Origin of the sequence: Williamsoniiplasma somnilux (assembly GCF_002804005.1) — a bacterium.
Classification (GTDB): Bacteria; Bacillota_I; Bacilli_A; order Mycoplasmatales; family Mycoplasmataceae; genus Williamsoniiplasma; species Williamsoniiplasma somnilux.
In genome coordinates this window covers 379,655-393,542 of the sequence record NZ_CP024965.1, presented here as the reverse complement: position 1 = coordinate 393,542, position 13,888 = coordinate 379,655, and the positions used below count along the sequence as shown (strand labels likewise).

Annotated in this window: 13 protein-coding genes and 1 tRNA gene; 1 reads left to right on the top strand and 13 read right to left on the bottom strand. The window is 28.3% G+C overall.

Going from position 1 to position 13,888, the window contains the following annotated elements:
- Positions 1-42 precede the first annotated feature (42 nt).
- Entirely contained in the window at positions 43-819 is a 777-nt protein-coding gene (locus ESOMN_RS01690; protein WP_024863232.1) for a phosphotransferase, read from the top strand.
- A 33-nt stretch (positions 820-852) separates the two neighbouring features.
- Here ESOMN_RS01690 and ESOMN_RS01685 read toward each other — a convergent pair whose 3' ends face one another.
- The 13 genes from ESOMN_RS01685 to infB all read right to left on the bottom strand — a co-directional run bounded on the left by ESOMN_RS01685 (position 853) and on the right by infB (position 13,872).
- Entirely contained in the window at positions 853-2,028 is a 1,176-nt protein-coding gene (locus tag ESOMN_RS01685) for a MalY/PatB family protein (protein WP_024863231.1), read from the bottom strand.
- Positions 2,029-2,046: 18 nt separating this feature from the next.
- Entirely contained in the window at positions 2,047-2,427 is a 381-nt protein-coding gene (locus tag ESOMN_RS01680) for a Rid family detoxifying hydrolase (RefSeq protein ID WP_024863230.1), read from the bottom strand.
- Positions 2,428-2,430: 3 nt separating this feature from the next.
- Positions 2,431-4,488: a fructose-specific PTS transporter subunit EIIC gene (locus tag ESOMN_RS01675; RefSeq protein ID WP_024863229.1), complete on the bottom strand. Its 2,058-nt coding sequence runs from the start codon at positions 4,486-4,488 to the stop codon at positions 2,431-2,433.
- A gap of 96 nt (positions 4,489-4,584) precedes the next feature.
- The gene (locus tag ESOMN_RS01670) at positions 4,585-5,349 is read right to left on the bottom strand and encodes a MurR/RpiR family transcriptional regulator (protein WP_024863228.1); all 765 of its coding nucleotides are present in this window, start codon (positions 5,347-5,349) and stop codon (positions 4,585-4,587) included.
- A gap of 155 nt (positions 5,350-5,504) precedes the next feature.
- Positions 5,505-7,589, bottom strand: a complete 2,085-nt coding sequence (locus tag ESOMN_RS01665) for a fructose PTS transporter subunit IIA (protein ID WP_024863227.1) — start codon at positions 7,587-7,589, stop codon at positions 5,505-5,507.
- 186 nt (positions 7,590-7,775) lie between these two features.
- Positions 7,776-8,543 carry a DxFTY motif-containing membrane protein gene (locus tag ESOMN_RS01660; protein WP_024863226.1) on the bottom strand — a complete coding sequence of 256 codons (768 nt, stop codon included), beginning with the start codon at positions 8,541-8,543 and terminating at the stop codon, positions 7,776-7,778.
- Between the two features lie 87 nt (positions 8,544-8,630).
- A tRNA-Gly gene (locus tag ESOMN_RS01655) sits at positions 8,631-8,704 on the bottom strand.
- A gap of 60 nt (positions 8,705-8,764) precedes the next feature.
- Positions 8,765-9,031 (bottom strand): 30S ribosomal protein S15, encoded by a 267-nt coding sequence (gene rpsO, locus ESOMN_RS01650; RefSeq protein ID WP_024863225.1) that lies wholly within the window; start codon positions 9,029-9,031, stop codon positions 8,765-8,767.
- Between the two features lie 136 nt (positions 9,032-9,167).
- Positions 9,168-9,890: an SDR family oxidoreductase gene (locus ESOMN_RS01645; RefSeq protein ID WP_024863224.1), complete on the bottom strand. Its 723-nt coding sequence runs from the start codon at positions 9,888-9,890 to the stop codon at positions 9,168-9,170.
- Between the two features lie 49 nt (positions 9,891-9,939).
- On the bottom strand, positions 9,940-10,725 hold the full coding sequence (locus ESOMN_RS01640) for a nucleotidyl transferase family protein (protein ID WP_024863223.1): 786 nt from the start codon (positions 10,723-10,725) through the stop codon (positions 9,940-9,942).
- Positions 10,726-10,738: 13 nt separating this feature from the next.
- Positions 10,739-11,605 (bottom strand): tRNA pseudouridine(55) synthase TruB, encoded by an 867-nt coding sequence (gene truB / locus ESOMN_RS01635; RefSeq protein ID WP_024863222.1) that lies wholly within the window; start codon positions 11,603-11,605, stop codon positions 10,739-10,741.
- 27 nt (positions 11,606-11,632) lie between these two features.
- Positions 11,633-11,986, bottom strand: coding sequence for a 30S ribosome-binding factor RbfA (gene rbfA, locus ESOMN_RS01630; protein ID WP_024863221.1), 354 nt, complete (start codon positions 11,984-11,986; stop codon positions 11,633-11,635).
- An 8-nt stretch (positions 11,987-11,994) separates the two neighbouring features.
- Positions 11,995-13,872, bottom strand: coding sequence for a translation initiation factor IF-2 (infB, locus tag ESOMN_RS01625; RefSeq protein WP_024863220.1), 1,878 nt, complete (start codon positions 13,870-13,872; stop codon positions 11,995-11,997).
- Between the last annotated feature and the right edge of the window lie 16 nt (positions 13,873-13,888).

Sequence of the window (13,888 nt, the reverse complement as noted above, 5' to 3'; positions counted from 1 at the left end):
CTTTTTAAAATGTTAATATAATTATATATTTACGAGGTTGATATGCCAAGAATAAAATTAAAAGGTTTAACTAATAAATTAATAGTAAAAAATAATTTAATTTACAAAACATCTAATAAAAAAGTGGATTACTTTTTAAATCGTCGCAATGAAAGTAATTTTTATAAACAAATGAAACAAAACAATAGCTCATACTGAGTTTTACCTACTGAATATTATTTTAATCAAAGAGGAAGATTTGTAAGTGTTTATAACTATTTACCTAATAGCAGCACTTTGTGAGATATTATGGAAATCGATCAAGAAAAGAGTCAAAAGATTATTAATTTAATTACTAACTTTCATAAATTAGATTTAGATCTTGAAGTGTTTAAACCTTTAGAATTTTTGATGCTATTTAAAACCAAAGTTAAAGAAATTAAAGAACTAAAAAAATATGATCATAAAATTGAAATGGTTATTAAAGATTGAAACAAATTGGAACCTGTAGTAAGTCACAACGATTTAGTGAGAGGTAATTTTTTATTAGTTAATGAGGAATGAAAATTAATTGATTTTGAATATGTTAAAAAAAATCATCCACTATTTGATTTTGCGAGTTTCATAAGCGAATCTTGCAGTTTAAAAGAAGCAAATATTTTTCTTAAAGAATTAAATCTTACACAACAAGAATTAAAAGTTTTAAATCAAATTATTATTTATCAAAATTATTTATGAGCCTATTGAGCAAAGTATATGTATAAAAAAACTTACAAATGTATTTATAAAAAAATTATGAAAGAAAAAATAAATGCAATTTTAACATTTAAAAAGACCTAAATAGGTCTTTTTAAATTCGTTGTTATAAAAAAATTAAGATAAAATTTTGTTTAAAATTTTGCATATTTTATTCAAAGTTTTTTGTGAGCAACCAATATTTATTCTAAATAGATTTTCAGAACAATTAGCGAAATCATTATAGTCAGAAAAAATAACTCCTGACTCTTTTGCTTTTGCAGTAAACTCCAAATAGCTGATATTTTTAAATTTACACCAAACAAGATAAGAAGATTCCAGATTCATAATTTCTAAATTAGATAAATTTTGTAATTTTTTTTGTAGTAATTTAAAATTTTCTAAAATAAAATCTTTAAAATCATCTAATCATTTTTGAGTTTCACTATTTGTATAAGCTGCGCTTATAGCGGGTATCGAAAAAACATTAGGAGAAGTTAATGAATTGCTTTCAAAAATGTTATTTATTTTCGAAAGCAACATTTTATTTTTTGATATTAAATAAGAACTTTTTAAACCTCCTAGATTAAAGGTTTTATTTGCGGAATTACAAATGATAACTTGATCATCTTGATTCATTAAATTTATTAAAGAAGTAAATTTTTTACCTTTTAAAGTTAAATCGGCATGAACTTCATCCGAAACAAGTAAAACATTATTTTTTCTACAAATTTCTAAAATTTGAATCAATAACTTTTTATTTCAAACAACACCACCAGGATTATGTGGATTACACAAAATAAATATTTTAGGTTTGAAATTTTTTATTTTTAATTTGAAATCTTCAATATTAAATAAATATCCATTAGTATTTCAAATTAAATCGGAAAAAATAGGTAATCTATTGCTGTTTTTTATGGCTCTTAAAAAAGGACCGTAAACAGGAGTGTTGATAATCACAGAATCTCCTTCATTGCTTAACCCCATTATTAATTGATGTAAGGCATTAACTGTTCCATGAACTAATTTTATTTGTTTTGAATTTAAAGAAACTTGATAATTTTTTTTATATCATAATTTAACTGCATAATAAAAATCATCAGTCACATAGGTATAACTATATGTTCCTTTTTTTGCTCTTTCTAAAATAGCTTCAATAATAGGCTTAGGAGTTTGAAAATCAAAATCAGCAATTGTTGAATTTATTATTTTTTTATTTTTGTCTATTTGAAAAGTGCGTTCGATGTAATTTTTATCGCTTTTTCTTTCTTGTGTTTTAGTTCTGTCAAAATTATTTTGAAATTCTTTTCTCATGTTTTCTCCTAAACTTAATTATTGAGCCACAAGTTCTATTTCGATTTTAGCGCCTCTTGGTAAAGCAACAACTTGATAAGCAGAACGAGCAGGTTTAACTTCTTTAAAGAAATTTTCATAAATTTTGTTCATTTCTTGAAATTCATTTATATCAGTTAATAAAACAGTAACTTTAATGACATTTTCTAAATTTTTGCCTGCAGATTTTAAAATATACTCTAAGTTTTTTAAACATTGCAATGTTTGGTCTGAGATATTATCAGAAACGATTTTTCCTATTTTATTATCAATGGGTAATTGCCCAGAAATATAAATTGTGTTGTTTTGATCTAATATAGCTTGTGAATATGGACCTATCGCTGCAGGAGCTTCGGGACTAAAAATAATTTTATTTTTCATTTTTTAAATTTCCTTTGTATTTTCTTGAACTTTTTTAATAGTTTTTTTAGATTTAAGCATTTTTAAACTAATTAACATTAACGAAGATAGTAACGTTCCTGTTAATGCAAAAGTGAATCATAATAATATAGAAATCCCTATCGAAAAACTTCCATTTGCAAATGAAATTCCAGCCATAGTTATAAATCCACCTCCAGGTATATTTGATCCTAAATTAAAGGCTGAAGTTAATCCACCGGAAATAGCGCCACCTAACATAAAAGAAGGAAGTACTCTACCAGGATCAGATAAAGCCAAAGGTATAGACCCTTCTGTAATTCCTAGAGAAGATAGCAATCAAGATATCTTTCCTGCTTCTTTTTCTGCATCATTACAATGTTTTCTTCCGATAATCGTAACAATTGTTGTTGTTCAACCCGTTCCTATACCTGCAGCTCAAAATGCAGAATAAGGAACTAATAATTCGGGTTTTACAACTTCTCCTGTTTCTGATAAAGCCCCAGACATTGATGCAAAAGCAAATGCTCAAGCAACTTTATTAAATGGACCTCCTAAATCAGAAACACACATTAGACCAACAACTGCACCCATAACAAATGCTGCTTTTGAATTTTGAAGTTTTGTAAGTCCGTCATAAATTAAACTAACTAATAAGGCAATTGGTTTACCAATACCAAATAAAATTAAACACATAATTAGCAATGAGCCAAAAACCGGATATATAAATCAAGTTATAACTCCTTGAATTTTTTTGTTAACAATATATTTTTTCGAAAATTTCATCATGTACCCAACTATAATTCCTGAAATTAAACCTCCTAAAAACCCCAAGCCTGCTACAACAGTAATTATTTCACCATTCACTATTTTATTATAGTTAACAGCATTACATGCCAAACCTCCTAAAAAACCAGGGAATAGACCAGGTTTGTCCGCTAAAGCATAAGCTATATAGCCTGATAACAATGGAGCTAATAAGATGCTAAGAGCTCCTCCGGCAGTATTACTTAAAGTGTTTAATCAATTAGCGTGAATTTTAATATTTTCAGCTCCTGCTATCTGTTGGATGATGGTAACTAAAGCAACAATAACAGTACCCGCAACAATAACCGGAACGGTATAAGAAATACCTGTTAAAATTGCATTTTTTAATGTTGAAGACCCTGCCTTAGTTTTAGTTTTAAATCTTGTTAAAAAACTTCCATTTATTTTATTAGCTTCAAATTTTGAAACTTCTGTATTTAAAATTTGATCTTTTACATCTCTGAACTTAGTTAACGCTTTGTTTCAAATATCTTCCATATTTCGCAATGGCTCAGCAACAGGAACTCTTAATTGAGGAACTGTGTTAAATCTATCCATTTTTGCAGGATTCACATCAACAGCTAAAATCATAAAATTTGCATTTCTTATATCTTCGTTTGTTAACTCATCTTCAATACCGTTAGCACCTTGTTTTTCAATTTTAACTTTGTAGTTTCTGGCCTTAGCAAAATCTTCAATTGCCTTAGCTGACATGTATGTATGAGCAACTCCGGCAGGACATGCTGTAATTCCTATAACATAACCTTTGTAATTTTCTTCTTTTTCATTTTTTTGTTCATTTTCAAATAATTTGTTAATTATTTTATTTTTATCATTTTCTTTCTTTAAAAAATCTCTTGTATTTTTATTAAGTAATTTTTGAGCAATTTCACTCAAAACACTAATATGCAAATTAACAGATTCATTTTCAGGAATTGCCAAAAAAATTGCAACTTTAACAGGTTTATTATCAAAGGTTTCTCATTTTATTGATTTCTTGAATTTAACAAAAAAAACTGCAGCTTTTTTTATCTTTTTAGACCTTGAATGGGGAATAGCGAAACCATCTTCAAGTCCTGTTGAGGTTTCTTTTTCTCTTGCGACAAGACCATCATACATATCTTTTTCATTATTAATAATTTTATTTTTAAAAGCTAAACTTGAAACTTCTTCGAAAGCTTCTTCTTTGTTTTTTGCATTAGAATCTAAAATAATTAAATTTGAATTGATGATTTGTTTTGCGTTTAGTTTATTCATTTTCATTGCCTCCAAATTAATTTAATAATTATTGAAACAACAAATGGTGTTAAAAATAATTTTTGAAATTGCTTACAAAAAATGTAATAAGTTTCATTAAACATTTTCTGAATAAAAATTATAATAAACGAAATCTCATATATGTTGCAAACTTTGACTTCTAAGGGAATAAACATCCCAAAGTTCACTTTCTTTATTATTAAAAATTATTGATTTATTTACAAATTTTTTAATCGGACTATCATTGCCAGAAATTAATATAGTTTGCGCTTTATTGTTAATAAATTTTGAATATTTTAGTAACATTGCGTTTTCGCCAGATAACGTAACAAAAATAACCAAATCATTTGGTTGTAGTAAGTCTATATACCATTCTATAGAAGAAGGATCTGATTCCAAAAAAATATTTGAATCAAAAGATCTCATTCTTTGAACAAAACTTTTTGATGCATTATATGCAACATTAAGACAAAAAATGTAAATATTTCGAGATTCTTTAATTTTATTTTTTAGAGAAAATAACTCTGAAGACAATTCAATTATTGAATGAAAAGATTCTTTTTTTATTTGCTTATATGCAACCAAAAAATCATTAGTAGATTTTAAGTCAACTCTTTTATATTCTTTTATTGGTTTATTTTGATTTTTTAAATAATATTTTAATTCATTAAATCCTTCTAGGTTTAAAATTTTACAAAAGCGAACAACCGAAGCCGTAGAGACATTACATTTATTTGCTACATATTTGATATTTTGATTTAATATATTTTCGCCTTTGTTTAAAATATAATTTGCAATAGAAATATTTACAGAATTATTCGTGTTAATAACTATATCTTTTATTTTTTTTATTATGTCCATATTTTTATTATATTTTTTTTATTTTAATAAAACAAAAATTTTCTGTAAATATTATCTGATTAGAATAATATTTACAGAAAATTTTCCATAGAAATAAATTGTTTAGTTTTTAAATAATTAAAAAGCAAACATTAATAAAATCTTATGATTGTTAATTAAAGTTTTTCAACAAATTTTTTTGTTGTTTTTTCTTTTTCTATTTTTTTAGTTTTTTTGAAAATTGATTTTAAACTAGTTCCTTTGGTTCCTTTAACTTGCACTTCAACTAAAATTCTAAATAAAATAATATGTACAAAGGTTCCGGCACTAATAGCTATTAAATATCATAAAATTCCTATGAAATTACCAGAACTGTCAGTAACTCCGGCAAAGACCGCAATAATAGGACCACCTCATGCTCCAACGTGTCCTTGAACCATGAATGCACCAGCTAATAAACCAGCAATCCCTGAACAAATAATATTTGGAATTATGGCAGCTCATTTGTATTTAATCGCGAATGGTATGGCGCTTTCTGACACCCCCATAAATCCAAGAATTGTAGCATTAATACCCATTTCTTTATCGTTTTTAAAGGTTTTGCCAAACACCATTGTTGCTAATCCTGCTCCAAGTGGCGCGACTGCAAATGCTGCAGCTGAACATCCCATTGCTAATCCTCCGTCAATCGGAATCATTGCTGTCGCTCCAAATGACGCAATTTTGTTAATGGGACCACCCATATCAACTCCCGATAATAAACCTAGAATTAAACCAACTAAAATCATTCCAACTCCAGATTTTTCTATTGACAGAATTCCGGTGTATAAGTATCCGATTGCAATTCCAATAATTGGGCCAAATGTAAACATGTACAATATTGCAAAAATTAGTGTTAAGAACACAGGAATAATAATGATTGGCATAATAGGTTGAATATACTGATTAATTTTTCATTTTGTATTAATTCATTTAATTGTGTAACCAACACTTAAACCGAATATAACAGCACCAAATATATTTAATGGTTGCATAACATCGTTAATTGAACCATTTATTCATTCACCATTTGGGCCCATTTGTTGAACCATTACATTTTGGAAATATCCTTGTCATACTAAATGCGGATTGTTTCCAATCATGACCAATATAAATGCTGGGGCAATTGCTGCTCTGCCGGCGATTGAATTAGCAATATATGCACCAGAAATAGCAAACATTACCGAAAATCCAATATTAGCAAATTCATTTAAATGTCATGCGAATATTCAAAATCCTTGTAAAGATGCTTTATTACTTAAATTAACTCCAGCAGCATTTGCAGCTCCAGCAATAATTGCTGATGTTAATCCAGCAAACACAATAAATGGAATCATGTATGAGATACCTGACATTAAGTGCTGAACTCAACTTTGTTTTTGTTTTTTTGTTGTTTCAGTTTTAAAATCATTTTTACTATTATTTGATGAATAAATATGAGCTTCCTCTAAAGATTTTTTTAATTCTTCTTCTGCATATCTCAACGTTTTTTTAGTACTTACTTGATAAACTTTTTTACCAATAAATCTTGTCTTATCAATTGTGATATCAATTGCTAAAAAAACAACATCTGCTTCTTCAATTTCTTTATCAGTTAATTTAAATTCTTGTCCTTTTTGTCCTTGAGTTTCTATTTTGACACTTCATCCAAGATTCTCCCCGGCTTTTAATAATGCCGTTCTTGCCATATAAGTGTGAGCAACTCCTGTTGGACATGCTGAAATTCCAACAACTTTTATAACTTTTTCGTTATTTTTTAATGGTTTTAATTTTTCCCCTTCAAGATCAAAAGCTTTAATAATCTCTAAATGAGTTTTAGCATTAATTATTGCATTTTTAAAATCTGAAAACATTAGCTTAGTTGCAATATCGCTTAGCATTGACATATGTTCGTCAGCTTTGCCCTCCGGAATTATTAAAGCAAATAAATATTGAGTTGGTTTTTTATCCATTGAATTTCAATCAATAGCTTTTTTAAGTTTTATAATTAAACAAGCCGGTTTTGTTGCTTCTTTAATTTTTGCGTGCGGAATAGCAAATCCATCTTCAAAACCCGTTGTGCCTTCAAGTTCACGATTTTTAAATCCTTTGATTAAAGCTTCTTTGTTAGTTATTAATTTCATATTTAAAGCCTGGTCAGCTATAAAAGAAAAAGCCTCGTCTCGAGATTTAACATCAACATCTAAAAAAATACAATCTTTTTTTAGGATTTTATTGTTCATATTTTATCCTCCTTGTTTTATTAAATAATAAAAATATTCATAAAATTGTAAAAATTACATTTTATGAATATTTTTTGAATATTTATTTCCACTTACATGGAAATAAATTTTTAGCATTAAAGTTTGAAAAAGGAACAGCTTAAAACAATATTTTTTTAATAACAAAATTTTATAAAACTTAAAAAATTAATTATGTTTATTTTTATTGTGTTTATCTCTTTGTTTTTTTTCTTTAGCATCAAGTTTGGCTTTTAGTTTATCTTTCTTTTCTTTTTGTTTAATTTCTAAATTGTCATAATTTTCTAATAATTTTTGATCTAAAGTCGCTTTAAAGTCTTCAAGATCTTGAAGGTTTTTTTCCCTTTTGGCAGCATCTTCTTCTGCTTTTTTAAATCTTAACATCTTACGATTTGGAACTTCTTGACCATTACGATATGCTTTTAATATTTCGTAATCTTCTTCTTCAATTTTAAAACGATAATTACGTGCAAAAGTTGTTAAAATCACTCCGAAAATACTTCCTATAGCAGCACCCACCAAACAAAATAAAAATCTTAAAAAAATTTTAATACTTTCATTAGCTGCTCATTGTTGCATTCAAGAAGCGTTTAAAATTAACATTACTCCTGTTAATCAAAAAGCGATTGTATATGTATAAAGATCGGCTTTAATTAATTTAGTAAAAAAGAAAATTGAAACAATCATTAAACTTCATATCAAAAATCCCAACAGAACAATTAATGCTAAATAACCAGTTTGTGGAGTTGGTAATTGCTCATAAAAATTAAAACTTTTATTTGCAAAGTCTGCACTTAATAAAATTCAAACAACAATAATAGGTGCAATGATTGCTAAAGATGTTACACCAAAACCAATTCAAAATGGTGTTCTTGATAAACGGAAGTCACGAATTTTGTTTCAATAATTATCATTGCTATTTTTGTTATTATCCACAATAATTCACTTCCTAACTTTTATAATTTTATCTTATTTTAAATGAAAAAATAAAAAAGAACCTTGCGGTTCTTTGTTTGTTTACAATGGAGCAGGTGAAGGGAATCGAACCCTCACAGTCAGCTTGGAAGGCTGAAGTTCTACCATTAAACTACACCTGCATGTTTAACACTCTTAAATAATACAATAGATTGTTGAAGAGTGTCAAGTTTTTAAGAAAATTATTTTCTAATTCCTAATTTTTCGATGATTGCTTTGTAACGATTAACGTCTTTTTTAGCTAAATAATCTAATAAATGACGACGTTGAGCAACTTTTTTTAATAAAGTTCTACGTGTTGGAACATCTTTTTTATGAATTTGTAAATGTTCTGTCATGTTTTTAATATCTGCTGTCAAAATTGCAATTTGCACTTCTGATAATCCAGTATTGCTTTCAGCTCCACCGAATTGTTTAATTAATTCTAATTTTTGTTCTTTTGAAACCATGTTTTTCTCCCTTTGTTTTTGATTTGCTAGTGTCTTATCAAAGTAATAAATCTGGGAAAGAATCAAAACTTTGGTAAACAATCACCTATAAAATAATATCATATTCTAATGTTATATGCTTGTTTTTGTTAATAAATTAAATCGCTTGTTTAGTATGGGTTAACATAATTTCTTTTAAGTTAACATGTTGTGGTAATTCATAAGTGTGTAAAATGACTTGAGCAACTTCTTGAGCTGTTAAACCATTGTCCATAGCAGTTTTACGTTTTTGATATTCTTGAAGAATTTGATCATTAACAGTTGTAGATAATAAATTAGTATCTACAATTCCTGGTTCAATTAAGATTAAACGCACATTATCTTTAGCAACTTCTTTTCTTGTTTGCTCTGTAATAGCATTAACCGCAAATTTAGCACCATTATAAAGTGAATGTTCAGCTGAAGTATATCTTCCTGCCACTGAAGAAATATTCATAATTGTGCCGTGTTTTCTTTCAACCATTCCTGATAAAACAACTTGCATTCCGTTAACAACACCTTTAATGTTGACATCTAAAGTATCATACTTATCTTTCATTGACTGGTTTAAAAATGTTTCTAAAGGCATAATCCCTGCATTATTAATCATTAAGTCAACTGGTCCATAAAGTGCTTCAGCATCTTCAACTGCTTTTTGAATGTCTTCAAGATTAGTGACATCGACTTTAGCAGTTACTTTATTAGCTATTTCTAATTCATCTAATAATTCTTTTCTTCTTGCCATCAACAAAACAGGATAACCCTTTTGGCCAAATTCTAAAGCTAAAGCTTTGCCAATTCCTGATGATGCTCCGGTGATTGCTACTAATGGTTTTTTCATATTACCTCCATAATATAAAGATTATAAAACAAAACAAAAATAGGTCACCCTATTTTTGTTTTGTTTTGTTTTTAATTCCTAAATATTTTTTCAAAAAAATCTTTTCAACGGCTAAATCATTCATTTTATTTAAATCAAGTACTGAAACTTGGTTATTTGCAATAAAAATTTTACCAGGAACTTCATTATTTAGAAAAACATTATAATAACCATCTTTAACTTTGCTATTTGGAAAATTTATTGCAAATTGTTGATCTTGAGAATTAGTTTTTTTGACATAAAGACTAAAAGGAATTCCTAACATTTTATTAGCTTTGTGAACTTTTCCTTTTGCAATATAAGATCTTATTTTTGAGCTTGAGTGAGATTTGACACGTTTTTTAATAATTACATTTTGTGGATCAAATTCTAATTCTAAATCTTTAATAGTTCCGACTCCTTGAGCGCCAAAACAAAAATCTTCACCTTCAACTAAAGCAATGGTTTTAAGGTCTTCTTTTAATCATTTTAAAAAATCTTTTGGTGATGTTTCAATTAATTGTTCATCAACTTCTAATTCAATATAATAGTCAAGCTTAAAATTAGTCTCTAAATAATTTTGCTTAGCTTCACTTGCGATGAGCGCATCGTTTTGCTTTTTCAAAAATGAACTAATTTTATGACTAAAACTAATAACAATTGAAGTCATGTTCTTGCTTTGTGCTAATTCTTGAGTAGTTTGTAAAATATCATTATGATATTTGTGAAATCCATCAAAAAAACCGATTGTTACAACTGAATCTCCAGATTTAATAAGGTTTTTAATTTGGTTCATATTTTTTTTAACAACAATCATAAAAAAACCCTTTCTAAAGATTCAAACCACCACGACGGCAAGCAAATAAATCATTTTTTTCTCTTTGATAACATGCAATAATATTTTGCTTATCATCTTCAATAAAAACTAAATCAACATCACAATTTGATAAAAGAATTTTTTTACCAAATTCAACATCTTTAATGTTGTTAACGGTGATTATAGTTTGCTTGCTTAACAGTAATGTTTGTCTAAGACTAATTAAATCATTTTCTTCTAATGTATCAAGACTTTTTGCGCTATTAATAGCAAAACCTCCTGATTGTGTTCTTCTTAATGTTTTCACATGAGCAATTGTGCCTAATTCTTTAGCAATATCAACAATTAAAGAACGTACATAAGTGCCCTTTGAACAGTCAATTTTCAAAGTGATTTCATCATTTTGAAAATTGACAAATTCTAAAGCTTGAATAGTTATCTCCCGAGGTTCAACTGCAATTTGTGTATTTTCACGAGCATACTCATATAATTTTTTGCCATTAACTTTAATCGCTGAATAAATTGGTGGTGTTTGTTTATAAGTTAATCCGTTAAATTTGGCAATAACCGCTTCAACTTGTGATGTTTCAATTTTTCAAGGTTCTTGTTGTTCAATAATTGTTCCATCAGCATCATAACTATCAGTAGCAACAAATAATTTCACTGTTACTAAATATTGTTTATCTGCATTTAGTAAAAAATCACTAATTTTTGTTGCACTATTAACTAAACAAACTACAACTCCAGTTGCAAGAGGATCCAATGTTCCTGCGTGACCAATTTTTTTAATGTTAAATTTACGCTTAACTTTTTGAATCACAGCGTTTGTTGACAAACCTTCTGGTTTATCAACAATAAAAATTCCTGATGATAAAAACATTATTTTCTCCTCTCTTAAGCTTGATAGTTATTTTTTTAAATCATTTAAGATTTTTTCAATTTTATTTGCATTGTCTAATGAAGTATCGTAAATAAATTCCAAATCTGGAACAGCACGCATTTTAACTTTAGCTGCTAGCAAACGACGAATTTTTTTATGATGTTTTTCTAATTCTTCAGTCACTTTTTCTAAAGTGATATCAGAGTTAGTAAAAACAATAAATGAATAATAAATTTTTGCTAATTCTTGATCATGAGTTAAACGAACTTCACTAATTGAAATCGAGTTCAAAATTGGATTTTGTAATTCTCTTGATAAAATCAAGGTTAACTCTCTTAGAATTAACGACTCTTTACGAGCTGATATTTTGTAATTCCCCATTAAGCCTCCTAATAAGCACTAACTTCTTCAGTTTTGTAAGCTTCAATAACATCGCCTTCTTTTAAATCATTAAAGTTTTTGATAGTTAATCCACCTTCACTGCTGATTTTTGCTTCTTTAATGTCTTCTTTTTGGTGTTTTAGTGAAGAAATTTCTCCAGTATAAATAACAACTCCATCACGTAAAATTCTAACTTTAGAATTACGAGCAATGACCCCATCAACAACATGGAAACCAGCAATTGTTCCGATTGCAGAATGTCTAAATAAAGCACGTACTTCGGCTTGACCTAAAACTTTTTCTTCAATGATTGGGTCTAACATTCCTTTTGCAGCAGCTTCTAATTCTTCAATTACTTTATAAATAATTGTGTGCAAACGAATATCAACACCATCTTCATCAGCTTTATTTCTTACATTTGCAGTCGGACGGACATTAAATCCATAAATTATTGCTTGACCAGCGGCTGCTAAAGTAATATCAGAATTTGAAATAGCCCCAACAGATGCACGAATAACATTGATTTTCACTCCATCAACATCAATTTTCATTAATGAACCTTTTAAGGCTTCAACAGAACCTTGAGTATCAGCTTTAACAATAACGTTAATTGACTTTAATTCTCCTTCATCAATGTGGTTTTTAATTGAATCCAAAGTAAAACTTTGTTTAGTCATTCTTTCGGCAGCTAATTGTTTTTCAGCTTGAGCTTCAGCGATTGAACGTGCCATTTTTTCATCGTTCATTACTAAAAATTTATCTCCCGCATTAGGAACTGAATTCAATCCGAAAATAACTACTGGTTTTGAGGGACCAGCAGATGTTATTTTAAGACCGTTTGCATTTTCGATATCTTTGATAGCACCAAAAGTTGGTCCTGCCACTAAGACATCGCGCATATTTAAAGTTCCTGCTTGCACAAGAATTGAAGCAACTGGTCCTTTTGCTTTATCTAGGTGCGCTTCTAAAACAACTCCACTTGCAAATTTTTTGGCATTAGCTTTTAAATCTAAAACATCAGCAATTAAAAGAATTGTTTCTTGCAATTCTTCTAATCCGATTTTTTGTTTAGCAGATCCAAAAATAAACGGAATGTCTCCACCAAATTCTTCTGCAACTAATCCATAATTCATTAATTCAACTTTAACTTTTTCAGGATCTGCACCTGGTTTATCAGTTTTATTAACAAACACGATAATTGGTACATTTGCTTGTTTAGCATGATCGATTGCTTCTTCTGTTTGTGGTTTAACTCCATCATCAGCCGCAACAATTAAAATAACAATATCAGTGGCATTAGCTCCACGACTACGCATTTCTGTAAAAGCTTCATGGCCAGGAGTATCAATGAAAGTTATCGATTTGTTTGTTGCTTTGTTTTTAACTTGATATGCACCAATTGCTTGAGTAATTCCCCCTGCTTCACCATCAACAACATTAGAATTTCGCATTGAATCTAATAATGTAGTTTTTCCATGATCGACATGGCCCATAATCGTTACAATAGGAGCTCTTGGGGTTAAATCTTCTGGATTATCTTCAACTTGTAATTGTTCGAAAATATTTTCTTTAGTTAAGACTTCTTCTTTTTTAAAGTCAAAACCAAATTCTAAAGCTAATTCTCCAATTTGACTTTCGTTTAAAATTGCGTTTTGATTCAACATCACTCCATGAGCAAAAAAGTATTTAACAATTTCAGTAATAGGCTTACCAATTTTTTTTGAAAAATCAGCGATTGATAGTGGTTCTGTGAAAACAAAAACTCCATCAATTAAACCTGTAGCTGTGGTTTCGTTTAGTTGTTGTTTGATGTTTTTTGTATGCTCTGCTGCGCGTTTTTTTGCAGCAACATTATTCGGTTTTTTATATTTATTGTTTTTAATCATACAAATAACTCCTTTC